The following is a 25051-nucleotide window of genomic DNA, read 5'->3' on the forward strand; positions in this document are numbered from 1 at the left end:
GGTCCCCGGTCAAACGGGCTTTGGGAAGATCAGATGAACCCTGGTGCCGGATTGAGGATTCTTGCTACGATGGGTGGACTGCACTTCGATAGCCCCGCCAAAAAGTTTCATGTATTCCATCACCAAAGCGGTTCCCATACCGGAACCCTGCTCATCAGCCGTGCCCGAGCGCGAAAAAAGGTGTGTCCCTTTGAAGAGGTGGTTTAATTCTTCTTCGTGGATGCCGACACCTTCATCCTGCACCGTTAACACCAGGGCTCCTTGCCTTTCGGACATTGTCAGCGAAATACAGCCCCCTGATTCGCTGAACTTGATGCAGTTGGAAAGCAGATTAGAAAGAACCTGATTGATCAACGCCGCCCGATCTGCTCGCACATAAGCACCCGTCGGAACATCGACATGAACTGAGAGTTTCTTTTCCTCCATCTGCCAGGAGTAATGATTCAAAGCCTCCCAGCAGGCAGGACTCAGCTCCACAGTTTGTAGATTCAAATGAGCTCGATTCGTCTGAAAAATCTCTTCCTGACGGACAGAACGCAGAATGCCGTTCAGTTTTTCGATGGAGTTGGTGATACGACTTAAATGCTGCTGTTCCGCCTCACCAGCGCAGTATTCCTGCAACATTTCTGAATGATACATCAATCCTGAGACGGTATTGGCGACATCATGGGATAGCACCCGCACCAGACGATGATAGCGTTCTTTGTCTTCGGCCGCCTGCTGAGCCCGCATCTTTTCTTCATTTAAAACTTTGATCTTATAGGCCAAACCCAAAGACAGGATCAGCATTTCCCCCAGGTTTGCGAATAACAATGAATACTGTGTCCAGGTGTTATTGCGCACCAATCCGTGAAAAGAGGCCAGCCACACCGAGGTCCCCAGCAAAACCACCAGCCAACTGAACAAAAAGAATCGCGCCAAACGGTTGCCCTGGCGATACAGTGAATAAAAGCCGCAGTAGACAAAAAACACAATCCCCGTCGCAATGGACAGATCAATCCAGTACCCGAAGAAGAACAAACCTCGCTGTTGAGGGGCAAAAAAACTTGCCACCATTGTCACTGCTGACAGGGCCTGGAACAGGCGAACACCCCAGTACCCCACAGCAAAGTCTTTTTTGATGTTCAAAAAACGCCCCACAAAAAGACTGGCGGCAAACAAGGTTAATGACGAGAAGAACATCAGATAATTGGAAAAAATAAAGGGCGCCTCGGGCCAGATATAGGTATCCACCACCCCGTGCAAAACCAGTGCGGTGGCTCCGAAGCTGGCGGCAAAAAGTGAATAACTTAGATGATCCTTCTGGTGGGTCACCAAACCCATCAAAAGGTTATAAACCACCAAGGCAAAAATACCGCCCAGATAGAAATAGAAAATCATCTTGGCCTGCACTTCGTCGCGGGCTGCTTCCTGGGGATCTTTTAGAAAAACACGGGTATTCAGGGCATGGTGAGCGTCCCGCTGCACATAAAGTCGAACTTCCTGTTCAGGCTCAAGCTTTAGCAGATAGGCGCCCAAACGAAAGGGATATTGTCGCTGGGGCAAGGAATACCCAGGACCGGACAGAAGCGGAGATTCGTGCAACTGTCCTTCTTTGTACAATCGCAGTTTCCCGACCAACGGAGAATCAAAAAGCAGAAGCTTTTCCACGGCCTGACTTTCATCATTGCGCAGATTTATCTGCATCCACTGGTTCAGCGGAGTATAACCACGATTGATTTCACTCTGTCCGGATTGAACGTAATTGACCTGCAGAGGGTCCGTCATCGAAGAGGGCGCTTCTCCCCAACGAACTTGCGAGGTGATGTCCGTAGCACTGGCATCATGCGAGAAAAACAGCAGACAGGCACTAATCAGAACATGCAAAAGGGCGCCAAGTTTTGTCATGCATCTAATTATCCGGTGGCCCACAAGCAACAGTCAAGATATGGTCCCGACGAAGCCTGAGTCCACCTTCGTCACTTAGGAAGACGCATGCCTGTAAGTGCGATAGATCGGATACCAGTAGTTCTTCTCAATCGCACTCAGAAGCTCTTCATCCGTCGTTTTTAATGCCACATCATCGGCTTGGGCCGCTTTGCCAACTCTGAAGGCGATCAAGCGGGACACTTTCTCGATATCACCTAAGTCCGGCAACAAGGCACCCACCCCGTTCTGCGCCAGTGGAGAGCAATCCGCCAAGGCCGCACTGGCAGCCATCAGCATGGAATCCGTCACACGGCGAGCCCCCGAAGCTAAAACCCCCAGGCCAATTCCCGGGAAGATATAGGAGTTGTTACATTGAGCAATGGGGTACACTTTGTCACCATGCTGAACCGGCACAAAAGGACTGCCCGTGGCCACCAAGGCCGCCCCGTCAGTCCATCTGAGGATGTCAGCTGGAACCGCCTCCACACGAGAGGTCGGATTTGAAAGCGGCATAATGATCGGATGCGGACAGTGCTGATGCATCGTGCGAATGATTTCCTCAGTAAACAGCCCAGGCTGAGCCGAAACCCCGATCAAAACTGTGGGACGTGCATTGCGCACAGTTTCGAGCAAAGAAATCTCATCCCCTTGCGTTTCCCAATGGGCAATATCCTGATGTTTCTGTACCAGGGCCGACTGGAAATCCAAAAGGTTTGGCATTTTGTCGGTCAAAAGACCGTAGCGGTCCACCATGTAAATTCGCGCGCGGGCTTCGCTATCACTGAGTCCTTCCTGCTTCATCTGCAAGACAATTTGTTCCGCAATGCCACAGCCCGCAGACCCCGCACCGAGGAAGACCACACGTTGATCCCGCAGCTTACCACCCGCCGCACGACTGGCTGCAATCAGACTTCCCAACGTCACCGCAGCGGTTCCCTGGATATCATCATTGAAACAGCAGATTTCATCACGGTACTTGCGCAGAAGCGGCGACGCATTTTTCTGGGCAAAATCCTCAAACTGCAAAAGCACGTTCGGCCAACGACGCTTCACCGCCTGCACAAAGGCATCCACAAAATCCTCGTACTCTTGTCCTGTGATCCGGGGATGGCGCCACCCCATGTACAACGGATCATTCAGCAACTGCTGATTGTTCGTGCCTACATCGAGCACCAAAGGCAAGGTGTAGGCCGGGCTGATACCACCACAAGCCGTGTACAAGGAGAGTTTCCCGATCGGGATACCCATGCCGCCAATCCCCTGATCCCCCAGACCCAAAATGCGCTCGCCATCGGTGACAACAATCACTTTGACCTTTTGTTTGGTCACGTTTCTGAGCATTTCATCAATGCGGTCTTTGTTTGGATAGGAAATAAATAGCCCACGGGACGCACGGTAGATTTCAGAAAAATGCTCACAGGCCTCACCCACCACTGGCGTGTAGATGATGGGCATCATCTCGTTGAGGTGATTCACGACCAGATGATAAAACAGGGTTTCATTGGTGTCCTGAAGGTTGCGCAGATAGATGTGCTTGTCGATATCAGCCTTGAGCAGACGGTACTGAGAATAAACACGCTCGGCCTGCTCTTCTATGGTTTCAATCGTTTGTGGAACCAAGCCATGCAAATTCAGATGACTGCGCTCTTCATCAGAGAAAGCCGTTCCTTTATTTAAAAGTGACATCTCTAACAACACCGTTCCGGAGTAAGGAATATAGACCGGGCGATTGTATTTATTATCAGTTTCCACAAGACTTCCTTTGGGATGATGGCCTGAACCTACTCCTAGCTTTCATCATAAGCAAGACAGAGCCCAGGGCGTCTTAGTTCTTGCCAAAGCGCAGACACAGGTCTATTGAAGTGGGGCATGAAAAAGTGTCTTTTTATCCTCATTTCAGCTCTGCTTTTCTCTGCTAATGGCTTTGCCGCCGTTTTGCACTTTTACAGCAACCCGAATGTTCCTCAGCCTCTGTTCCACGTCATCCTGGAATACAAAGGTTACGCTTACGAGGCCGACACTCGTGCCGGTGGACGTCGTCTGCCCATCGCCCACCTTGGGGGCAACCTGGGGCATATCCAGATTGAAATTCCTGATTCCCTGGTCAATGAAGACGCGTTGATGTCACAGATGGGTCTGCCTTTTGATTATAAATTTGTCTGGAACAACAACAAAACCTACTGCTCAAAACTTGTCGGCATTGCCCTGAATATGGAGCCTCAGCCCATGACTTTTGCGGGCACGCACTATGTGCAGTACTATCCGGATTGGATTTATCGCAATGATCCTGGCCTGTCTCCAGACCAGGTGTATGAGTTCGGCATGCAACACGCCATCCGCGTGATTCGCAAAAACCACTAAAATTTAATCTCGGTAAAACACGACTCCGGCAAACAGGGGTCGTGCTGTACGAAAGAAACTTCCCCCCACAGCTTCCCACTGCCCGTCTTTTTCCTCGACTCTCGCACTGAGTGTCAGGACCCCCGAAGGCATTGAAATACGAATTTCATCTGAGACCGTTGTGGCAAGATCCGCCACCAATGTGCCAGGGATTCGCGCCGCAACAGCGGCACATAATGACACCGTCAATGGCAGTGCCTTGTGAGGCTGTCCCCCCGCAATCACCCGCATATTGAAGCTGGCAGTGCCATCCAGGGAAGGACTGACCAATCCCACATAGGGAACCGAGACCAAGTCTTTTGCTGCTTCCAGGTCCGCAGCAAGTCCCATAGCCACGGCCGCCTGCCGCCGAAGTTCATCAAGTCCGGCCAGAACCGATTTATGAGAAGCCAGCTCTTCCGGAGATTCAAAACCGGAAACACCGACGTCTGCCGCTCTGACAAAGACCACAGGATTGGCAGCATCCACCATGGAGGTCTCCACCTGTTGCCCCAGATAGGACAAGGGCTCTGACTTGTTCCCCGTCGGGAACAGCCGTCCGGTGGTGGCTCCTCCAGGGCGTTGAAACTCCAGGCGTATGGGGGCGCCACTTCCTGAAACACCGGGAATCTGTAGCTCCCCTTCATAAATCGGCTGCTTGTCTTTTACAGGAAAATAAGAATGAATGATTTTTTGGGTGTTGGTATTAAAGATGCGCACACACGCCTCTTCGCCGGAGGCCTGGCACCAGCCCTGGGAAAGAGCAAATGGCCCCACCACGGAACTGATATTGCCGCAGTTGCCTTTGTAATCCACTTTACTTTCATGCACAGACACCTGCGCGAAAGTATAATCGACATCAGCTTCGGGGCGCTGTGAAGGTGAAAGGATGCACACTTTGGACAAAGAGGAAATCCCCCCACCCATACCATCAAGTTGTCGTCCGTAGGCATCCGGACTTCCCAGAGCGGACAAAAAAATCCCATCCCACTGAGCTTGATCTGCCGGCAGGTCTTCTTTTTTAAAGACCAGAGCCCGACTGGTGCCGCCTCTCATATAGACGGCAGGTAAGGACTTAAGAGCCATGAGAGGGTCTCGTTTCAGACAAAGGCTTCAGCAGACGTCCAGCTTCCTCTGGATGTTTCTCAAACCAGCGATGCACATAAGGACAAGTCGGGATCACCTTCACACCTTCATCTTGGGCAAACTTCAAAGCTTCCAACACAAGTTTTTCAGCAATGTTCTGACCGCGAGCTTCCACCGGCACCTGAGTGGAGTACAAATCCAATGAGTTTTCAGGCCCACGACGATACAATAGGCGAGCCTCCCCTCCGGTCACTTGCACGGTGAATTTTTGATTAAGAATATTCTCGATTTTCATAGTTCCTCCGATGCCCTGATCGTAGCTTGAGTCAGTACACTTGATTAGTGCCATTATTGCAACAATATATTGCATTAATGTGCCCTTACGCAACAATCAAGAAAGTGACATCATAGACCCATAAACAACCACTTCCCAAGGAGGAATTTTATGGCTCAAACCACTTTCACTATCGATGCGGCTCACTCCAGCGTGAACTTTTCCATCAAACACATGATGATCGCCAAAGTCCATGGCGGGTTCGAAAAACTTTCTGGCACATTGCTACTGGACACCGCCGATGTGACCAAGTCATCCATCGAAGCTGTCATTGATGCCGCCAGCATCAACACCCGCGAAGCCCAACGCGACACACACTTAAAAAGTGCTGACTTCTTCAATGTCGAAAAATATCCGACCCTGAACTTTAAATCGACTCGCGTTGAAAAAGATGGTGAGGACCTGAAGGTCACTGGAGACTTGACCATTCATGGTGTCACCAAAGAAGTCGTACTGGCAGTGGAAGGCCCTTCTGCGGAAATGAAAGACCCCTATGGCAACATCAAAATTGGTTTTTCCGCGACGACAAAAATCAAACGCAAAGATTTCGGCTTAAGCTGGAATGCGGCCCTGGAAGCGGGAGGCGTGTTGGTCGGCGATGACGTCGCTATTTCATTGGATTTGCAGTTTGCTAAGAAAGTTTAACAGACAGGAACTGGCGGCGGAAAACCTTCGGGTGTTCCGCCGCCTTTCGCCTTAGGCCAAATTTCGCTTCAAAGCCCAGACGCTGATTTCAACGGCATTGGAAAGATTCAACTTTCTCATCACGTTGGTCTTGTGGGTCTTGATAGTGTGTTCAGAGCATCCCAAAACCAAAGCCACTTCTTTGTTGGTTTTCCCCTGAGCGATCATGCGGATGACTTCAATCTCTCTTGGCGTCAGCACCGAGGTCAGGCGTGGCTCTTCCAAAAGTTTTCTCATCGCCGGGCAGATATAAATGCGCTCGTTAAGCAGGCTTTGAATCGCCTCCTTTAAAACTTCACTGGCAGAGGTCTTTGCCATCATGACTCGCACACCCAGCTTCTGATACTGAGCCAGCACGCCCGCATCATCACATTGAGTTAACAAAGCAAAACGCACATGTGGCGCCTTCTGACGAAGCTCTGTCACCAAATCCAAGCCGGACTTCCCCGGCAAGGCGTGATCCAGAACCACGATGTCGGCACTGCCCGCTTCAAAAAATTTCAGAGCCTCTTCAGCGCTGCCCGCTTCACCACGGCAAACCATTTCATCTGACATTGACTCCAGAGAAACGCGCAATCCATGCCGAGTAACAGGATGATCATCTACGATATAAAAGGAAACTTTCGTTTTTTCTGACATAAATAGAACATTACTCCCAATTAACTATTTCGTTCTGCGAGGTTACGGTCAAACAAATAAAGGAAACTTGACCGAAACCCGAGTTCCAGTGGGACGGTGATTCTTTAACTCCATAATACCACCCATTTGGGCTACGAAATCCGTCGTAAATCGAAGTCCCAGACCAAAACCCTCTCCCTGAGCGGTGATGGAGGCGGTCGGGTCCGACAACTGGCGCATCAACTCTTCTGAAATCCCCGGTCCCTGATCTTGAATGATCAGTTCCACATGGCGATCCATTTGCTCCCATTGAATGTCGATCTGCCCCCCCACCGGACTGAACTTCACCGCATTAGACAGAATATTTCGAATAATGGCTTCGACCACTTTCCCCGATCCCGTCAATGCCACATCCTGCTCTGGCAAATCGATGTTCAAGGTGATATTTTTTTGCAGAACTTGCGGTGAAAGCTGAGCCACGGCGGTGTGAACTCTCTCTTTCAGCCCTACCTTGTGGAAGTTTTCTTCCTCGTAACTCCAGGCCAGCAGATTCTGCAATAACGCTAGCGAAGACTTATTGGCTTCACTGGCCCGGTTCAAAGCCTGCAGCATGTTTATATTTTCCGTGCCCTGCATTTTCTGGATCACGCCGTTTAAAAGAATCTGCACCCCGGAAAGTGCACCACTGAGATCATGTGCCAGCACCGTCTGGACTTTTTTATTGAAGCGGGTCATTTGCAAGATGGCACCATTCAGGTCCCGCAGGGTCTTATTGCTTTCTTCAAGCTCACTCACATCATTGAGTACGAAAATCTGTGCCTGACTTTCGCCTCCGTGAAAATCCAGTGTGTGACGAATCACCTGATAACTACGATCCGCTATTTTATATTTTCCAACCGTATTTGCGATCGCATCCAGCACAGGAATCTTAGCGGCGGACCTGCCCCGCCAATCTTCCTGCAGCTTCAAAGATCTTTTCGCGGCAAGATTGGCATCCCAATATTCCCCCCGCGTATTCAGTGTCACCACGGGGCTGGGCAGATGTTCAAAGACCTTCTGCTGCGCCAAAGAGACAATCTCCAGCAAATCCACCCGGCTGGCCGCAAAGTGCATTCCCCATACGCAGGGCCACAAACCCAGCACCGTCAACTGAGCCCAAGGGATCGTCTCCGAAGGAACCATTCGAGCCCACGCCTCTAGAAAAGTCGGCCAGGTGCCCGCCAGCATCAGCACCAGCGCATACAGCCTGCGACGCCCCTGCAAAGTCACAAAGGCATAGAATGAAATTCCAAAAGCCGCAGCCACACAGAGTGTGTTGTAGGCAAAGGAAGTCTTTAGCAGAAGCCCTCGTTTGAAGTCGACCAAGCCACTCAAGCCCGGCACAAGTTGGAAGTCATAGAAAATCCACTTCTCAGCAAACGAAAACCCCAGCATCGCCAGAACATTCCCGGCAATCACGATCACTGGCAGCAGAAAAATCCAGTGCAGATGCCGTCGCATGCGATTTGAGAAGTCCGGAAAGAACAAAGCGAGAGTCAGCAGCGTCCAGGCAGGACAGATCAAAGGCAGCATCAACTGACGAGCATGAGTCATGAAGACCTTAAATGACATGGTCTCAATAGCAAACACGCTGATCAGCGAAAACGCCCACATGGCATAGGTGGCCTCGATCAAGAAAATCAACCCGTGAGAATAAGAGCGACGATAGGACCAAGAGCGAGTGGCATAGACCGTGCAAACAAGAAAGCTCAATGCTGTGGACAAGTAAATCAGGACCAAAGTCATTAGGAGATGATAGCTGTCCATACAAAGAGTGCAATTTCTTTCTGCTCAAATCTTCCTCGCGGGGTTCCGGCTCGACTTGGTCATGTTTGGGGAGCAAAGCGCCGATAAGATTCATCATGATTAAAGTCTTTTTTATCTTTGTCTTGTTTAGTTCTTTGAGCGCCCGCGCAGCTGATGATCTAAAGTCCTTTGCCACCAGCCTGGACTCCACCTTGCGCCACCTGAACGCGCAACAGTCGGTTCAGTGTGATTCTTCGAAACTGACTCAAGTCCCATCTCGCACCACCAAACTGGAAAGCGATAATGTGTCTGTCCTGACGGAAAAAGAAGCACAGAAACTTTTTCAGGAACTTAAATCCAACGGCGATATCCCCTTCGAGTTTTCCATCGCGGGCTGCGAAGAGAGGGCCCATGAAATGTCACGCCTGATGTTACTTAAGGGTATCACACCTATAAAAGTTTTCGCTTCTGTTGATGAAAACGAATCACCACGCCTGCGCCGCCCGAATCCCACGAAAACCGGAACCACGGTCGAGTGGAAGTATCATGTGGCTCCAGCGGTTCTGGTAAAAAAGGATAACAAACTGATCCCATACATTCTGGATCCGTCGCTAGAAAAAAGCGCCGTCCCCGTCAGCGCATGGCAGGCTTCCATGACTCAGCACAATCCAAAAATGAAAGTGCAGTTGCGTTTCACCCCGGCCTCCCAGTTTGATGAACGAGGCCGCCTTCGCATCAACTTTAAAGATGACTCTTTCAATAAATCGATCAAAGACACTCTGCGCGAATACAAGGTTCGCAACAAAAGCGCCGATGGCGAAGACCAATACTGGTTTGAGCTTCAACGCAACGAAGAGCGCATGATGATGTTCGACGAAGGCGGATACTAAAAATTCGCCTCTGGCACGATCACAGCGCGACCACGTATTTTTCCTTCATCAAGCTTTCTGTAAACCTCAGGAGTTTCATCCAGTTTGAAGTGAGTGACCTCGGCGTGGATGCGGCCCGATTCAGCCAAAGCCAGAACCTCCATCAACTCTGCACGAGACCCCCAGTAAGGAGTGCTGACCATGCAGCCAAACGGCACTGAGGCGCCTCCATCCATGATGAGCTTGCCTCCCCCCAGTCCCACGATTGTGAAATGACTGTTCATACCTACGATCTTGCTTCCCAAGGTCACTGTGGGTTGGACTCCCACACAATCCAGAACCAAGGCCGCCTTGCGAGGCCCGGTGAATTTAAGAATCTTTTCCGCGGCATCCTCGTTCTTCGTGTTTACCACCAGATCGGCCCCCATTTTTTTGGCCATCTCCAACTTGGCGTCGTCCACATCCCCAGCCACAATGCGGGCGCCGGAAAGACACTTGAGCAGTTGCACAGCCATATGGCCCAATCCTCCAACCCCCAGCACCACAGCAGTGGCCTCAGGGGTCAGAAGTGGCAACGCCCGCTTGATGGCGTGATAAGGCGTCAGGGCCGCATCACTCAAAGGGGCTGCATCCTGGGGCTTCAAGTTTCCCAGAGAAACTAACAACCGTTCTGACGGGATTAGCATGTATTCAGCCATTCCCCCGTCTGCGCCCAAGCCACCGCCATAGGCCTGACCCGGCTTCCAGTTTTCGCAATAGTTTTCATAAGACTGCATGCATGCGTGACAGTGGCCGCATCCCCAGGGCCCATAGATCGCAACGGCGTCACCTTCCTTCCAGTTACGGACTCCCGCACCGGTACCCGCCACCCATCCTGCATTTTCATGTCCCAGAGTAAAAGAATGTTCAATCCCAATCCCGCTGTGAAGAACGTGAAGGTCAGAGTGACACACACCCGCCCCACCGATTTTCACCAGCACTTCCCCCGCTTTGGGCTCTGGTTTTGGCAATTCAACAATTTGCGCAGGTTTTCCCACTCCGACAAAGCGGACCGCTTTCATAGACTCCTCCTGTGATGATATTCACAGAGGATTTTAAAGACCCCGCACCAGGCAAACAAGATCAAGTGTCGGGATACAGGGATTCAAGAGCTTTGAACACCCACTTGCACCAACGTCGGTTGCAGAACTCGAACCACTTCCTGCGGCTTCATGGAAACCAAAAAGCCTCTTTTGCCACCGTTGATATAGATGAGCTCCAGATCCAATATGGTTTTTTCCATATATACTGGCATTTTTCTTTTGGTCCCAAACGGGGAAGTCCCCCCCACTTGATACCCCGAATGACGATCTGCCACCTCAGGTTTGCAGGGAGAAATGGTTTTCACCCCCAGTTCTCGCGCCAACTGCTTCGTTGAAACTTGTCGATCCCCATGCATCAGAACCACCAGCGGCTCTTTGTTTTCATTTTCCATAATCAGCGTCTTGATCACACTGTGCTCGGGGACCCCGAGCTCTTTTGAGGAATGTGCGGTTCCACCTTTTTCCTGATACTGAAAAAGGTGTCCTTCATAGCTGACCTGATATTTTAGAAGTTCGCGAATTGCCAACGTGGTGGGAAACTTATCCTTGTCGTTCATGCCAAAACTCTACACCCGGCTGACCCGTCGATCATCACATTTTCTTCTGACAAAGAAAATTCATCAAGGCTCCATCGGGCGACAACCGTCTTTCACTGCCAAACAAAGAGGCGGCATGCTCCAGAGCCTCTTTATTTTTGGTCACCGGCCAGATCTCGGTGCCTTCACGATAAGTGGGGGTATAGGCGGTTCCAAAAATCCGGGCTCGCCCTCCTTCTTTCACAAGCCCCAGATAAACCACCACACCGGTCTTTCGCGCCACCCCCGCCTGTCCGGCCACGAAGTTTCCCAAAGAATACGCAATCAAAGTTTCGCGACCGTCCTTGGTGACATACTTTTCCCACGGTTGCAAAACGTGGGGATGCGATCCGATAATCGCCGTGGCTCCGGCCTCCAGATATTTGCGGGCGTAACTTTTTTGGCGGGAGTCCGGGGTATGTTTATATTCCTGCCCCCAGTGCGGCAGTAGAATCAAAGCATCCACATCAGAGCGTGAGGAGATGTCGCGAATCAGCTCCACCATTTTCTCGGGGGCCTTGTAACAGAACAGAAGCTGGTCTTTACTATCGCTGTGACCATTGCTCATCTCGGTGCATCCTAAGAAGGCCACACGTAAACCGCCGACAGAGACAACTTCATAAAACGGCGCATTTCGCTCCGAAGCTTTGCGAATCCCCACAGTCGGAAGTCCAATCGCCCGGGCCGCATCGATGGTCTTATCAATTCCCAACGAAGCCCGGTCCAAAGAATGATTATTGGCCACGGTCAACAGATCATATCCCGATCTTTGCAGATCCCTCAGAATACGCGGATGATAGTTAAAGGAAAAATTAGACCCCGAGTACACCACTTCGTCATAGACAAATCCCACATCCCCATGATCACGCCCCCGGCGATCCACACCCATCGCAGCAGGACCTTCCAGATTGCCCACTGAAAAATGGGCTTTGGTCATCAGGCTGTCCGTGTGTCTCCAAATCTGACTGAAGTTTTGAGTCCCCTTCACCACCGCCCGATAAAGAGCCTCATGCACCAGTATATCCCCCACAAAAGACAGGCTGATCCGTTCCTGCCCGGGTTCGCATTCCGTCATAAAACGAACATCATTCCCTGCAGCGTGTGCGCTCAGGACTTTCAATAGAAACCACGCCAGAAGTCCTAAAAAGATGATTTGTTTTTTCATAAGACCTTATTCTGACGGTTTTAGCGGCAGAGGCAAAAAAGCGCATCGCACACTGAAGAAAAACAATAAACAGTTCTTGTAAAAAACGCCCACCCACTGGGACTTTCCAAAGCTATCTGTTAAAAGAAGGGGCATGAAATACACACTCTGGCAATTCCTGGCACTACTGGCACTATTGGTTTTTCAGCACAACACTTCCTGCAAAGGCGCAGATCAGCCTTGAACAATTTCAAGTTATCAGTCAGGCCTTCCAAGCAGAGTTTTCCACCGAACTGGCAAAGCAAAATGCCCGATTGAACATCAATCGTCCCCCCAGTCCACAGCTACCCAACTTCTGGTGGGATTTAAACGACCGTCACGCATCTTACAGTGCTTACACGGACTCCCAGGGTCTGACTGAGCATTTTCTGTTTTTATTTGGTGGATATGCCCGCATGCCCGGAATGACTCCGGATGGAGTGGCTATGACTCTTTGTCATGAACTGGGGCATGGCATTGGTGGCGCCCCTTACAAAAGAAAAACCGACAACACTCGAGCTTCCACCGAAGGACAGTCCGACTATTTTGCCACCCGCTCCTGTATCAAGCGAGTTTTCAAATATATTCCTGAGTTCCAGCCTGTGCAGGCACCCAACGCCTATACAGAAAATCTGTGTCGCCAGAAGTTCTCTTCCCCGGAAGAACTGTACAATTGCTTCCGTGGATTTCAGGCTTTAGAAGTGGAACGCATCTTCTTCCGCCAGCTTGCCAGCGGTGGCGGTGAAACCGACTATCACACACCGGATCTGACTGTGGTGGATAAAGTGGAGTTGCATGAAACCTTCTATCCCAGCGCCCAGTGCCGTTTGGACACGATGATTGCCGGGCTTCTGGAGCAGGAACGTCCACGCTGCTGGTATGCCCCTTAGGTTTTGACCAGCTTCTGAGCGTATTTAAAGAATAAATTATCCGGACCCATCTTTTTACGCAGGAACGATTCCGCTGAAGCCGCATCCAGTTCCTGCGATTCGAGCCACAGGTCTTCAAACAGATTTTGAGTGGCTGCCATATTCAACGACGGAAAGCTGGAATCCTGCACTTCTCCATAGCCCACCAAAAAAAGATAATTCCACAGGGGTTTCATGGCCCGATTATAATGGCTTTCCATCATCTTCCCCTGCCAGCCCAGATTTTCTTTGATGATCTTGGTGCTTTGCGGGGAATCCTGCAGGAAGCTGTCCAGCGCCTCCTGACTGCTGCGAGGCAGATTCACGCGACCTTGCGAACTGCCCAGCCACGCCAGCAGGTGGACAAAGACTTCCTTTGAAAAGAAGGTCGCCCGGTTGCGAAACCATTTGGCGTAAACAACCTCTTCACTGCGCGACAGCTCCTCTCGCAACACCCACAATTCTGCCACTCGATTGTCACCGTCCTGATCCCACTCCCAACGCATCTTCGTGCGCGGATAGAGCTCACTCCAAAGACTGGCGGGCTCTTTACGGTTTTCCAGAGGATACACCAGCAGGCATCCGCGTTCATTGATGGCGGCAATCATTTTGGCTTTTTTCTTGTTTGAGCTCATAAGGAAATCTTAGAACTCTGCCCAGGACCGGGCAAACCAATTTTAGGGAGCGTCCTCTTCGTCTGAATCAAACTTCAGATCCAGGAAATCCAACAAAGAGGCCTCGGCCGTCTTGGGGATCGCTGGCGCCACACGGTTCAAAATACGACGCTGACGACCGACAACATAGTTTGAAGGTCGATCGATACGGAAACGTCGTGGATTTGGCAGAACTGCCGCAATCAACGACGCCTGATAAGAGTTCAGATTTTTAGCACTGCGTTTGAAGTACTTTTGTGAAGCCGCCTCCACTCCATACACGCCCGGCCCCAGCTCTATCACATTCAGATACACTTCCATGATACGCTCTTTGGGCCAGGTGGTCTCAATCAAAACCGTAAAGTAGGCCTCCAGACCCTTGCGAATCCAGTCCCGATTGGGCCAAAGAAACACATTCTTCGCCGTCTGCTGGGAAATGGTGCTGGCCCCTTTTTTTCTTTTATGGGTCTTGTTGTACTTGATAGCTTTTTCAATCGCATCAAAATCAAACCCGCTGTGTTCAAAGAAGCGATAATCCTCTGCCTTAAGAACCGCCTTTTGTACAGCTGGTGAAATTTCTTCCAGCGGAACCCAGTCTTTGTGGATGCCGACAAACTCATCCCCCCACAAAGAACTGACAGAGCGAATGACCATCAACGGCGTCAACGGCACCGGAACAAATCGGTACAGCAAGACAAAGCCCAGACTGCTCACAAAAAAGAGCAGCACCGCTTTGAGCATCCACTTTCTGAGAATCGGCCACCATTTGCGCATTAAAGAAGACCCGGTTGAACCACCTCAATCCAGTACTGATCCGGATCTTTGATGAAGGCGATGTTTTTCATTCCGCCTTCGCCCAGGCGTTTTTGGAAGTTCACACCCAATGCTTCAAAACGCGCACAGGCCTTCTGAATATCGGGCACAGAGATACAAATATGACCGAAGCCACGAGGCTCGGAGTTGCCATTATGGTAAGGTGTGGTTTCTGCTTCCTCCGTACCCCAATTGTGCGTCAACTCCAGCACGGCTTCACGTCCGAAGGCATATTTTGCATTGGCCTCATTATCGGTCGGAACTTGAGTGCTCTCTGGGACATAAGCCAGGAAGAACAAAGAAAACTTCCACTCCGCAAAGTCCAGCTTGCGGATCAACTTCATTCCCAGAACACGCGTATAAAAATCCAAAGACGCCTTGGGGTCTTTGATCCTTAGCATAGTGTGGTTGAAAGTATATGCTTGAGTTTCTTTGTCAGGCGTCTGACAAAGTCCGGGAATAGTCTGCATAAAGATCTCCTAACGAGGTCTATTCATAGCACAATTTTGACTACAGTACAAAAACGCATTTGTGCTTCCATCGAGAGATTTATTGTTTCCCCGCCTGAAGCCCGATAAACTTGATTTATGGAGAGACCCCTTCTGCGCTCATGGCTTGCTCAGGTTCTGCTGATTACCGCTGTCTATTTTATCACCGGCAAAGCAGGCCTGCTTTTGGCCCTGCCACCAGGGTACGCCTCCCTTATTTGGGCCCCATTAGGCCTTAGCATTGCCGCCCTGTTGCTTTTTGGAATCAATCGCTGGCCCGGAGTTGCGGCGGGCGCTTTTCTGATTAATATTCGCAACCTGGATTCCCTCAATGCCATACTGATCCCCTCCGGGGTGGCCCTGGGAAGCACGCTCGGCATTGTCACGGCGGCCTGGCTGATTCGCCGCTGGCTGCAGTTTCCAAAACGGTTTTATACAGAACGGGAAGTCCTGCTCTTTTTGTTGGTGGCAGGTCCACTGTCATCACTGATCACTGCCACTTTGGGCGCAGGCACCCTTTATTTTGCCGGTGCCGTCGGCCCTAGGGGTCTTTTCCAGAACTGGTTGCATTGGTTTGTGGGGGATGCCACCGGAGGATTGATCTTTGCGCCGGTGGCCCTGATGTTTTCAATCCAGTCGCGCAAGTACTGGCTCAAATCAGTAACCAAGGTTCTGCTGCCAGTATGTGTTTCTTTTGGCCTGATTCTTTCGGTATCACACTATCTGAATAAAACTGAACAAAGCAAATGGCTGGCTGAATTCAGCAAAAAATCAGAATTCACTTATAATGTCCTGGAAAAGGATTTGAACTCCAATCTGGACATGCTCAGCTCCCTGCAAAGTTTTTACGAAAGCTCGTCCGAAGTGACGGTGGCAGAGTTTAAAAAGTTTGCGGGCACCCTGCATGCCCGTCACCCCGAGGTTCAGGCCCTTGCCTGGATTCCCGTGCGCCCCGAAAAACCCGGTCTTTTCGAAATCGAATTCATCGAACCTCTGAATAAGAATGAACTGATCAAAAACCTTAAGTTCAGCGACTATCCCGAGCACGAAGAGCTGTTCAGGAGATCTTTGAAATCGCAACGAATCACCTCCTCACTGCCCCTGCAGATAAATGAGGTCGGCTCCAGCAGCTTCCTGTTTTTTGCCCTTGGACATCCAGGTGGAATTTTGCTGGAGGTTCTGAGACTGGATGATGTCCTCAAGGACCTCACCGCCGTTCTGAATGATCCCAGCTACGCCGTCACAATCCGGGATATCACAACGACTCCGGCCACGTTGGTTCTGCAGTCGAAGTCGTTTCCCGAACAAGCCAATCCCTTCTTAGAGGACTTCCGCTGGAGCAAGCCCATCGAGGTCGGTGATCGCATCTGGGAAGTCACTTTGGAACAAGATCCCTCGCAGCCTCTGGCTGCCATGTCCAACTCCAATCTGTTCCTGATAGCTTCCCTGATCTTTGTGTTTTTACTCTGCGCCCTGCTTCTCACCATCGCCAATCGCATCATGTCGGTGGAGGAGATCGTGGATGAGAAAACCCAGCACCTGATTGATTTAAATCTGCAGTTGAAGAAAGCTTCCGAAACGAAATCTGAATTCCTGGCCAACATGAGCCACGAAATACGCACTCCCCTGAACGTCATCATCGGTATGTCTGATTTGCTGGAGGAATCCCCCTTAAATGAAGATCAGGCCCACTATGTGGAAATCTCCAAAAAGGCCGGGCAGAATCTTTTGAACATCGTCAATGACATCCTGGATATCTCAAAAATTGAATCCGGCCTGTTGATTCTGGAAAAAACCCAGGTCCATCTGCACGAACTAGTCCGTGATGTCTGCGACATGTTCGCTCTGAAAGCCCGGGAAAAAAATCTGCAACTGTCGCTTGTTCTGAGTCCGGACACGAATTATATCTATCTGGGCGACCCCACGCGCATTCGTCAGATTCTGGCAAACCTGATTGGCAATTCTTTGAAGTTCACCATGCAAGGATCTATTGAGGTCCGCGTTTCTCGCAACAACCTCCCCCACCTGCACGGCAACTTGTTGTTCCAGGTGAAGGACACCGGTATCGGCATTCCCGAGGAAAAAATCCCGTCCCTGTTTCAGCCATTTACTCAGGCCGATTCAACCATCACCAGAAAGTTTGGAGGCACCGGGCTGGGGCTGTCCATTTCCAAGCGACTGGTTCACCTGATGAGTGGTGAAATCACGGTTGAAAGCAAACCACATCAGGGAAGTGTTTTTTCTTTCACTTTGGATCTTCCCTGCCTGCAGGATCAGGAAACTCTGCAGACTCTGGAAAAAGAGCCCACTGCTGCCACACCGACAGACTCCCACGAAAAAAAGGGCCGAGCTCTTTCCATTCTGGTCGTCGATGATACCGAAGACAATCGCACCTTGATCAAAGCCTACCTTAAGGGCTCTCTCCATCACATTGATGAAGCAGTCAACGGTCAGCAGGCTCTGGAGTTGGCCCGCGAAAATAACTATGATCTGATTTTGATGGATATGCAGATGCCGGTGATGGATGGATTTACGGCCACACAGAAAATCCGTCAGTGGGAAAAAGAACATCGCAAAACACCGGCCACCATCTGGGCCTTGACGGCCTATGCTTTGAAAAATGAAATTGATCGCAGCCTTGAGGTGGGGTGCAATTTGCATCTGGTCAAACCCTTGCGTAAAACCGACTTGCTGCGCAACATAGAAGAACTCAGAGCCAAGATGCCACCATAAGAGGTGGCCCAACCCTTGCTATAGCTGTTTCCCAGGTGACGGTTGTCACCAGTTTCTGGGGGGAAACAAATATGTGGCGGGGAATCACTACATCTATATTAGGTCTTACTTTCATAGCGGCAGCACCGGCCTTGGCACAAACTCCACCGGGTATCAGGATTCATAGTATTCAGGCTGTGGGAAGCGGCTGCCCCGCAGGAAGCTACAATGCCACCATTTCTCCAGACGCCCAGACCTTCTCTTTACTGCTGGACAATTTCATTGCTGAATCTTCCATGCAAAAACCTATTGTGAGATTGAACTGCGAACTGCGTGTAAATTTCCAGGTTCCGGCAGGATGGACTTTCGCTGTCACGTCGGCGGACTATCGCGGTTTTGCTTATGCTGAAGTTGGCACTCTGGTAACTCACCAGGCTCTTTATTCTTTTGACGGCAGCAAACCCCGCAATGAAAGACCCGGATATGAAAACGGTGGCACCTACAACTTCCGCGCGCAGGAATTCCGCGGACCTTACAACGACACCTACTACATCCGTCACCAGGTCGATCCGCGTGTTGCTCCATGGGCGGCTTGTAATGCCAATTCGATTCAGTCGCTTTACATCACGACTTACTTGATGGCTCGCAATCTGAACTTGTCATCGCTGTTGACCGCGCAGATCACTCTGGACAGCATTGACGGTCAGGTGCAGTCACAGCGCTACCAACTGGCGTGGAAACAATGTCGCCCCTCGGGCGGCGGTTCCGTGACACCCCCGGGTCGCGATCCCGGACCAGGGCGTCCCAACCCAGCACCAGGAAGACCACCGCGTTTTCCATAAATAAAATCAATAACCAAATTTTTAAGTAAAACAAAAACACACATAATCCAAAGGGGGAATTATGAAAGGTACACTATTACTTGCGATCGTTGGTCTTATGTCCGCTGCGAGCATCACCGCTCAGGCACAACAAATTCGTTTGGGTCAGCCTGCATACGGCGGGACTGGTTGCCCTGCGGGAAGCGCCAGTGTCACAGTCAGCCCGGATGCTTCAGCACTGAGTATCCTTTTTGACAACTACGTGGCGGAAGCCGGTAACGGACGCGCAATGGATCGTAAGTCCTGCAACATCTCGGTCCCAGTTTCTGTTCCAAGTGGTTACAGTGTGGCCGTCTTCCAGGTGGACTATCGTGGATTTAACTTTGTCCCACGCGGAGGCATGTCCCGCTTTGACGCTGAATACTTCTGGGCCGGCGCCCGCGGACCGCGCATCAGCCGCACCTTCATGGGCCCTGTGAACGACAGCTACACGATCTCTGACGGCCTGATTGCCAGCACCATGGTCTGGACGCCGTGCGGAGCGGACGTAAACCTTCGCGTCAATACTTCCATGATGGCCAGATCCAACGGCCGTGGTGAACAGACATTGGCCACTGTGGATAGCGCCGATATCAGCTCCGGCCTGATCTATCACCTTCAGTGGAGACGCTGCCGCTAAGCTCTAAAAACCCCACGGGCTCCTGTTCTTAAAAGTAGATGTCAAGACTGTAAAAATAAGCTAGCATCGGTTTTTTAAGCGCAACAGGAGCCCGACCCCATGACTCATTCACATCATCACGCCAACACTCTGAGAGTTCGCCACGCCCTCTGGGGCCTGCAAAAGGAAACTCTAACAGCCCTTAAAGCAGAGTTCGATCGCGAAAATGGTTACGAAACAACGCCGACAGAATGGTTTCAGGCTTTGATGGGTGCTGAACGCTACGTGTGGCTGCGCGAGTTCACATCCCTGATGGCTGATATCGACACCCTGACAGAACTTGAATTCATCACCGATCAACATGCCGCTGTGGCCCGTGCAGAAATTGAACGTCTGCTGTTTGAAGAGCCGCCGCACCAAAGTGAATTTGGTAAACAGTTCCGCCAGCTTTTAATGTCCGGATTAAACTTGCTTCCCCTGCACTCTCAATTAAAGGGTCACTTGCAATTGCTGCCCGAGATGACTATTTCCAAGGATCAAGGTCAGAGCGAACGACGCAACTGGCAGGAAGAACATCGCCACCAGGCTCGCAAAAAACGCAATTAATCCAAGACTCACTTTTCCCTCGAGTTCCCTGCCCCACAGGCGATTTGAGGGAAATTGATATTCAACAACTCTCTCCTCCATGCCCTGATTAGCTGTCAAGTTTGTGTTAAAATCAGGGTATGTTGCAGCTAAAATACTTTTTTCTATTCTGTCTGCTGCTGCTATCGCAGCCGGGCTTGTCACACGAGACCTCTTTAAGACTCGTGACCGAGCACTGGCCTCCTATGTCTTTCGAAAAATCCGGAACTGCCCAAGGTATGGCCGTGGATCTGGCCCGAATGATTCAAAAGCATCTCTCCATGCACAACCAAGTCGAAGTCCAGCCTTGGACCCGAGCTTATAAAACCGCACTGACCCAACCCAATGTGTTGCTCTTCACCCTGGTGCGCACACCCGAGCGAGAGAAAATCTTTACCCTGCTGGGGCCGATCGCCGATGGCGACATATCGCTGTACATGCCAGCGCACGCAAAGAACCGAAAAACGATCACTCTGGATGAAATCAAACGCGGTCTGACTGTAGGCACTCATCGGGGCACAGCTTTTCACAACTTGCTGAAGCAGCAGGGATTTGAACATATCGTGCCTGTGAATTCATCCGAAAGTGCCGTGCGCATGCTTATGAGTGGCCGCGTGGAGGTTCTGTGTGATGACGATCTGGCGGTCGCCGAGCTTTTCCGACGAACTGGATACAAAGAAAAAGATTATGTCAAAGTGGCTTCACTGCAATCAAGCTCGCTGTACTTTGCTTTCTCCCAGGGCACAGATCCCCACCTGATCAGAAACTGGCATACAGCTTTGACTGAAATCAAACGCAGTGGTGAATTTGAAGACTTGTATCGAAAATGGTTTTCCCACCTGAAGGCGCCCAAAGAAGTGCTTCTTCTGACGCCTCCTGTGCAGGCCGGCTTTACACTTCCTGAAACGCCTGTAAAAACACCTCAAGTGGCTGAGCTCCTGAGATTCCGACCTCCCTATTTAAAATAAAGAACGGAACACCGGAAATACCAAAACTATAAACTTCGCCAATCAGTGCTTCAACGTCACGCGTGCCCTGATCACTGTTAAGAAACTCATAAATACTTTGAGCCTCATATCCCAGTCGCGCCATCACATCGGCCAGATTGGATTTCTTTGAAAGATCCAGACCCTCGACATAATAGGCCTTGTAAAGTTCATTGGTCACTGCCAACTGCTTTCCATCTTGCCCGGCCAGCCAGATCAGACGGTGACAATCCATGGTGTTGATTTGCGTCTGAATTTTATCAAAGTGCATTTCCGCACCGATATTGTTCGCGGCCTGAACCACACGACGTTCCGCCTCAGCAAAACGCTGTCCGTCGCCAAACTTCTTTGTCAAATATTCGGCTCGTGGAAGCCCCTCCACCGGGACATCGGGATCCAATTGAAAAGGAAGGATTCTCACATCAAATTCAATCTGATCCTTCAGCTGATCCATCGCTTTCAGAAGTGTTGTTTTGCCAACATAACACCAGGGGCAGACGATATCGACGACCACTTCCAGTTCAATTTTCTTTTTCATAATGACTCCTGCCAAGTAGTATAATGGACATCATGACCTTACGCCATCATATCGATGAACTTCTCAAAATAAACCCCGTCGCCTCGCCCTGGCCGCGCATGTTTGTTTGCGCCATTTCCACGACAATTCCTCTTATTATCGGGCTGCTGACGCAGCAAATAGGTGCCGCCATCTTTGGCTCACTGATGGGTTTTCTGCTGGTTCTGAATGACCATATGGGCACCTTGGGACATCGCCTTTGGACGATCACCCTGACGTGCATGATGATGCTGGGTGGACTGACCCTGGGAATACTAACCCATGGGGATCGATGGCTTCTGATGCCTTTGCTTTTCGGTCTGGTGTATTGGCTGGGCTTAATGGGTGGAGGAAAAGGCGCCGAGCTGGAGCGAGCGTTGCTTTTTGCAATCTTTCAGGTTCTGGCCGGAGCCTACGTTCAGGGACTGGAGCGCTATCTGGTCCCAGTCCTCTCCTATGCATTGCTCGGTTATCTGTGTGTGATTGTCTCTTTGACCCTGCTGGTGTTTTTACGTCGTCACACCCCCAATCCCTTTGCTGGTCTGCGTGCCTCACTTAAGAAGTCATTGACGACAGAACGATCGCACCATCTCTATGCCACTGGGTATGCCAGTGCGATCCTCCTAAGCCTCGTGATCGTGGATTACTTCAAAATAGATCACGGCTACTGGGCTGTGGGTACTGTTCTGATTATTATGCGGCCAGAGCTGAAACAAAGCATCTATCGCAGCATTCAGCGTTTCCTAGGCACTTTGCTTGGGGTCCTGGTTGCCGACATCATCATCTACAGCGTGCATTCACCTTGGCTGGCCATCATTATTCTGGGATTGATCAGCTTCTGGGGCCCCTGGTCCATTGTGCGCAGCTACTGGCTGGGGTCGGCCGTCCTGGTCATTATGCTGCTGATCATTCTGGATATGCCCAATCTGCAACGGGGTGATCTGCACACACCCATGGTTCGCCTGACCGCCACCGGGATCGGCTGCCTGCTGTCTCTGGTCGCGATCGTTCTGGTCAATCCCCAGGAAGTCTGGCGACGACGTCCTCGTTAACAGACCCCTTCATAATTTTTAAATTCGCTCTTGATGAAATTCACAAAGGCCTTCACTTTCGGATTTCGAACCTTTTGCTTCAGATAAGTCAGATACAACCCCACTCCCGGATAATGCCATTCCGGCAGCACCCTCTGGACTGCTCCAGAATCCAGCTCCTTCTGCACAAACATCGCGGGCAAAAAACCAATTCCATGACCTTGCAAAACCGCACCTCGCACAACTTGCGGTTGATTGGACAGCATCACCGGATGGATGGGAACCTTGCGAACCTCGCCGCTTTTATAAGACGTCAGTGATAAAAGATCAGATACTTCATGCATGGAAACACAGGCAAAACGTGGCAGTTCATCCAGCTCTTTCGGCTGTCCGCGCTCTTGAATAAACAAAGCACTGGCGTAAAGCTGAATATCAATTTCCATCAGCTTCAAAGCCACCACCTGGGGCGGCATATCCGTCCCGCCGGCAAAGGCCACATCATAGTCATCGTTTGTCAGGTTCGGCCCTTTGGGTAACAAATCCAAATGCACCCGCAAAGCCGGATTGCGCCGACGGAAGTCTCCGATCATCGCAACAAAACTATCAGAGGCCATCGCCACCGGCGCAGCGATGCGGAACTCACCGCTTAACATAGAATGTGGCGACACCAGGTTGTCCAGTTCTGTGACGATAAAATCAAAGTGGGATTCCGTGCGATCAAAAAGCTTCTGACCTTCAGCCGTCAGTTCCAACTGGCGGGTTTTTCTTTTCACCAGGTTTACGGCCATCTTTTTTTCAAGACTGCTCAACTTCCGACTGAGCTTGGATTTGGGAATATTCAGCAGGCGCGATGCTGACGAAATACTTCCGGCCTGCATGATGCGAATAAAATAGTACACTTCATTGATATCAAGATGATGAAGGTTCATGGTCTCATCATGAACCTTCGCCCAAAAATCGCAAGAGCAAATCAGTTCAAAAGTAATAACGTAAACCTACGGAGGCCGAAGCGATGTCCTGATATCCCAGAGCGGACTTCGTGTTGTACTGAGCGATGATGTCCGTATCCAGCAACACGTACTCTGCATAAACAGACCAGGTCTCATTTCTCCAGGCAATGCCCACAGGTATTCCAAAGCGAATGGCCGTAAAATCGTAATATTCGTCCTCGGGAAACTCATCTCCGCTTTGCACAAAAAAAGCTGTATCATCCGTGTACATCGCCTGCACACCAAAGTAAGGCAAAATCACTTCTCCGTATTTACCTGCTCCCCAGATCAAAGGCTGAAAACGGGCCTTCACATTGATCTGCCGGACAGATTTTCCATCGCTGTCCGAACTAAATCCCACACCCAAATCCATCCCAAACCAGCGGCTTTGATTTTCGAAACCTGCGGCCACCGAAGTTTCACCCATAAAGCCTGCATGCTGCAAAGACATCTGCCATTCAACCGCCTGCACAGACAGGGGGCTCAAAACCAGAAGACTAAGGAGCCACAGTCTGACAACTTCCCTTCTGACAATACCAAACATGAAGTTCTCCTTTTTTAAAATCCAAAATGTTGTACTGACGATCCTGGATGCGCGGAACCTGCAAGGACAGATAGTCCGTCATCGCACGCATCAGGAAGGTGTGTTGATGTCCGTTTAAAACCAGATTGACCTTGCTGTCTGAATACAACTTATCAAACTGCATCACCTGCGTAGTCGTAAAATAATTGGAGGAATCAGGGTCCACATGATGGGCGACAATCACCCGCTCAAAATCCTGGCTTTTGGAAACCTCATGAAACATCCAGTCGGCAGACCAGGAGTTGATGAAATCCAGGCGATTGTTGTTGGCTACAATGATCTTGGTGCCGTTGAAATCAAAGGCAAAGTCAGGATTGCCAAAAACGCGCTGATACATCTGAGGACCCTTGCCGATGCTGTCATGATTGCCAATCACCACCAGCGAGGGCTTGTTCAGATTTTGCATGATATCCACGAAAATATCGTATTCGAAATTGTAACCACGATCTGTGAAATCCCCCAGGTGAATCACAAAATCGATATCCCTGCGAGAGTTCAATTCCCTGATGACCGATCGCAGGTCATCATAATTTGAGTGTGTATCGGAAATCGTCGCGATCCTGAATGTATCACTAAGATTCAGGGCCCGAATCTTTTCAACATTACGGGCATTCCAATTGCGAGTGCTTGTCTTGAGCTCGTCCGTGAAAGGTGTTTTTTTAAACTCTGCGCATCCTGCGAAGGTCACCAGAGTCAGTAGCATCAAGAGGAGTTTCATCTTCAACC

Annotated in this window: 26 protein-coding genes; 10 read left to right on the top strand and 16 right to left on the bottom strand. The window is 50.5% G+C overall.

Annotated elements, in window-relative coordinates; all coding sequences use genetic code 11:
* Positions 1–9 precede the first annotated feature (9 nt).
* Together ACZ5ZZ_RS12615 and ACZ5ZZ_RS12620 are read right to left on the bottom strand one after the other, a co-directional pair.
* Positions 10–1887, bottom strand: a complete 1878-nt coding sequence (locus tag ACZ5ZZ_RS12615; protein ID WP_464139725.1) for a sensor histidine kinase — start codon at positions 1885–1887, stop codon at positions 10–12.
* A 75-nt stretch (positions 1888–1962) separates the two neighbouring features.
* The gene (locus ACZ5ZZ_RS12620) at positions 1963–3660 is read right to left on the bottom strand and encodes an NAD-dependent malic enzyme (RefSeq protein ID WP_464131561.1); all 1698 of its coding nucleotides are present in this window, start codon (positions 3658–3660) and stop codon (positions 1963–1965) included.
* Positions 3661–3777: 117 nt separating this feature from the next.
* Between ACZ5ZZ_RS12620 and ACZ5ZZ_RS12625 the strand changes: the two genes are divergently transcribed.
* Positions 3778–4269: a hypothetical protein gene (locus ACZ5ZZ_RS12625; protein WP_464120363.1), complete on the top strand. Its 492-nt coding sequence runs from the start codon at positions 3778–3780 to the stop codon at positions 4267–4269.
* Between the two features lie 3 nt (positions 4270–4272).
* On the opposite strand, the gene ACZ5ZZ_RS12630 is transcribed toward ACZ5ZZ_RS12625, so the two are convergent.
* Together ACZ5ZZ_RS12630 and ACZ5ZZ_RS12635 are read right to left on the bottom strand one after the other, a co-directional pair.
* Complete coding sequence (locus tag ACZ5ZZ_RS12630; protein ID WP_464139727.1) at positions 4273–5373, bottom strand: PrpF domain-containing protein; 1101 nt, start codon at positions 5371–5373, stop codon at positions 4273–4275.
* A complete protein-coding gene (locus ACZ5ZZ_RS12635; RefSeq protein ID WP_464139729.1) occupies positions 5363–5722 on the bottom strand; it encodes a GNAT family N-acetyltransferase in 360 nt (119 codons plus the stop codon). Before ACZ5ZZ_RS12635 ends, ACZ5ZZ_RS12630 begins: the two co-directional genes overlap by 11 nt.
* A gap of 96 nt (positions 5723–5818) precedes the next feature.
* On the opposite strand from ACZ5ZZ_RS12635, the gene ACZ5ZZ_RS12640 reads away from it, so the two are divergent.
* Positions 5819–6352 carry a YceI family protein gene (locus ACZ5ZZ_RS12640; protein ID WP_464120359.1) on the top strand — a complete coding sequence of 178 codons (534 nt, stop codon included), beginning with the start codon at positions 5819–5821 and terminating at the stop codon, positions 6350–6352.
* 51 nt (positions 6353–6403) lie between these two features.
* On the opposite strand, the gene ACZ5ZZ_RS12645 is transcribed toward ACZ5ZZ_RS12640, so the two are convergent.
* Together ACZ5ZZ_RS12645 and ACZ5ZZ_RS12650 are read right to left on the bottom strand one after the other, a co-directional pair.
* Positions 6404–7030, bottom strand: a complete 627-nt coding sequence (locus ACZ5ZZ_RS12645; protein ID WP_464131565.1) for a LuxR C-terminal-related transcriptional regulator — start codon at positions 7028–7030, stop codon at positions 6404–6406.
* Positions 7031–7078: 48 nt separating this feature from the next.
* Positions 7079–8794 (bottom strand): sensor histidine kinase, encoded by a 1716-nt coding sequence (locus ACZ5ZZ_RS12650; protein WP_464131567.1) that lies wholly within the window; start codon positions 8792–8794, stop codon positions 7079–7081.
* A 116-nt stretch (positions 8795–8910) separates the two neighbouring features.
* On the opposite strand from ACZ5ZZ_RS12650, the gene ACZ5ZZ_RS12655 reads away from it, so the two are divergent.
* Positions 8911–9684 (top strand): protein-glutamine glutaminase family protein, encoded by a 774-nt coding sequence (locus tag ACZ5ZZ_RS12655; protein WP_464139731.1) that lies wholly within the window; start codon positions 8911–8913, stop codon positions 9682–9684.
* Here ACZ5ZZ_RS12655 and ACZ5ZZ_RS12660 read toward each other — a convergent pair.
* The 3 genes from ACZ5ZZ_RS12660 to ACZ5ZZ_RS12670 form a co-directional block, all read right to left on the bottom strand.
* On the bottom strand, positions 9681–10724 hold the full coding sequence (locus tag ACZ5ZZ_RS12660; RefSeq protein ID WP_464139733.1) for an NAD(P)-dependent alcohol dehydrogenase: 1044 nt from the start codon (positions 10722–10724) through the stop codon (positions 9681–9683). The genes ACZ5ZZ_RS12655 and ACZ5ZZ_RS12660 overlap by 4 nt on opposite strands.
* 83 nt (positions 10725–10807) lie before the next feature.
* On the bottom strand, positions 10808–11302 hold the full coding sequence (ybaK, locus tag ACZ5ZZ_RS12665; RefSeq protein ID WP_464131571.1) for a Cys-tRNA(Pro) deacylase: 495 nt from the start codon (positions 11300–11302) through the stop codon (positions 10808–10810).
* A 34-nt stretch (positions 11303–11336) separates the two neighbouring features.
* Positions 11337–12485, bottom strand: a complete 1149-nt coding sequence (locus ACZ5ZZ_RS12670; protein WP_464139735.1) for a CapA family protein — start codon at positions 12483–12485, stop codon at positions 11337–11339.
* 293 nt (positions 12486–12778) lie between these two features.
* Here ACZ5ZZ_RS12670 and ACZ5ZZ_RS12675 point away from each other — a divergent pair, with 293 nt between their 5' ends.
* The gene (locus ACZ5ZZ_RS12675) at positions 12779–13393 is read left to right on the top strand and encodes a hypothetical protein (RefSeq protein WP_464139737.1); all 615 of its coding nucleotides are present in this window, start codon (positions 12779–12781) and stop codon (positions 13391–13393) included.
* On the opposite strand, the gene ACZ5ZZ_RS12680 is transcribed toward ACZ5ZZ_RS12675, so the two are convergent.
* The 3 genes from ACZ5ZZ_RS12680 to gloA are packed head-to-tail and all read right to left on the bottom strand — an operon-like array spanning position 13390 to position 15347.
* On the bottom strand, positions 13390–14046 hold the full coding sequence (locus tag ACZ5ZZ_RS12680; RefSeq protein ID WP_464139739.1) for an AlkZ-related protein: 657 nt from the start codon (positions 14044–14046) through the stop codon (positions 13390–13392). The two genes, ACZ5ZZ_RS12675 and ACZ5ZZ_RS12680, sit on opposite strands and share 4 nt — an antisense overlap.
* 42 nt (positions 14047–14088) lie before the next feature.
* On the bottom strand, positions 14089–14838 hold the full coding sequence (gene mtgA / locus ACZ5ZZ_RS12685) for a monofunctional biosynthetic peptidoglycan transglycosylase (RefSeq protein ID WP_464131579.1): 750 nt from the start codon (positions 14836–14838) through the stop codon (positions 14089–14091).
* Positions 14838–15347, bottom strand: coding sequence for a lactoylglutathione lyase (gene gloA, locus ACZ5ZZ_RS12690; protein WP_464131581.1), 510 nt, complete (start codon positions 15345–15347; stop codon positions 14838–14840). Before gloA ends, mtgA begins: the two co-directional genes overlap by 1 nt.
* A 117-nt stretch (positions 15348–15464) precedes the next feature.
* Here gloA and ACZ5ZZ_RS12695 point away from each other — a divergent pair, with 117 nt between their 5' ends.
* From ACZ5ZZ_RS12695 to ACZ5ZZ_RS12715, 5 genes are all read left to right on the top strand, one after another.
* Complete coding sequence (locus tag ACZ5ZZ_RS12695; protein WP_464139741.1) at positions 15465–18098, top strand: ATP-binding protein; 2634 nt, start codon at positions 15465–15467, stop codon at positions 18096–18098.
* 71 nt (positions 18099–18169) lie between these two features.
* Positions 18170–18919: a DUF4360 domain-containing protein gene (locus ACZ5ZZ_RS12700; RefSeq protein ID WP_464131585.1), complete on the top strand. Its 750-nt coding sequence runs from the start codon at positions 18170–18172 to the stop codon at positions 18917–18919.
* A gap of 61 nt (positions 18920–18980) precedes the next feature.
* Positions 18981–19577, top strand: a complete 597-nt coding sequence (locus ACZ5ZZ_RS12705; protein ID WP_464131587.1) for a DUF4360 domain-containing protein — start codon at positions 18981–18983, stop codon at positions 19575–19577.
* A gap of 99 nt (positions 19578–19676) precedes the next feature.
* Entirely contained in the window at positions 19677–20162 is a 486-nt protein-coding gene (locus tag ACZ5ZZ_RS12710; protein WP_464120342.1) for a hypothetical protein, read from the top strand.
* Between the two features lie 119 nt (positions 20163–20281).
* Positions 20282–21148, top strand: coding sequence for a substrate-binding periplasmic protein (locus ACZ5ZZ_RS12715; RefSeq protein ID WP_464139743.1), 867 nt, complete (start codon positions 20282–20284; stop codon positions 21146–21148).
* Here ACZ5ZZ_RS12715 and ACZ5ZZ_RS12720 read toward each other — a convergent pair.
* The gene (locus tag ACZ5ZZ_RS12720) at positions 21072–21704 is read right to left on the bottom strand and encodes a DsbA family oxidoreductase (RefSeq protein ID WP_464120340.1); all 633 of its coding nucleotides are present in this window, start codon (positions 21702–21704) and stop codon (positions 21072–21074) included. The two genes, ACZ5ZZ_RS12715 and ACZ5ZZ_RS12720, sit on opposite strands and share 77 nt — an antisense overlap.
* Positions 21705–21736: 32 nt before the next feature.
* Here ACZ5ZZ_RS12720 and ACZ5ZZ_RS12725 point away from each other — a divergent pair, with 32 nt between their 5' ends.
* The gene (locus tag ACZ5ZZ_RS12725) at positions 21737–22774 is read left to right on the top strand and encodes an FUSC family protein (RefSeq protein WP_464139745.1); all 1038 of its coding nucleotides are present in this window, start codon (positions 21737–21739) and stop codon (positions 22772–22774) included.
* Here ACZ5ZZ_RS12725 and ACZ5ZZ_RS12730 read toward each other — a convergent pair.
* The 3 genes from ACZ5ZZ_RS12730 to ACZ5ZZ_RS12740 are packed head-to-tail and all read right to left on the bottom strand — an operon-like array spanning position 22771 to position 25043.
* Positions 22771–23682: a LysR family transcriptional regulator gene (locus tag ACZ5ZZ_RS12730; protein ID WP_464131593.1), complete on the bottom strand. Its 912-nt coding sequence runs from the start codon at positions 23680–23682 to the stop codon at positions 22771–22773. The genes ACZ5ZZ_RS12725 and ACZ5ZZ_RS12730 overlap by 4 nt on opposite strands.
* Before the next feature lie 46 nt (positions 23683–23728).
* On the bottom strand, positions 23729–24286 hold the full coding sequence (locus ACZ5ZZ_RS12735; RefSeq protein WP_464120336.1) for a hypothetical protein: 558 nt from the start codon (positions 24284–24286) through the stop codon (positions 23729–23731).
* A complete protein-coding gene (locus tag ACZ5ZZ_RS12740) occupies positions 24240–25043 on the bottom strand; it encodes a metallophosphoesterase family protein (RefSeq protein ID WP_464120335.1) in 804 nt (267 codons plus the stop codon). The genes ACZ5ZZ_RS12735 and ACZ5ZZ_RS12740 overlap by 47 nt, the downstream gene beginning before the upstream one ends.
* Positions 25044–25051 lie beyond the last annotated feature (8 nt).

The sequence above is a fragment of the Bdellovibrio sp. HM001 genome, from assembly GCF_055397275.1.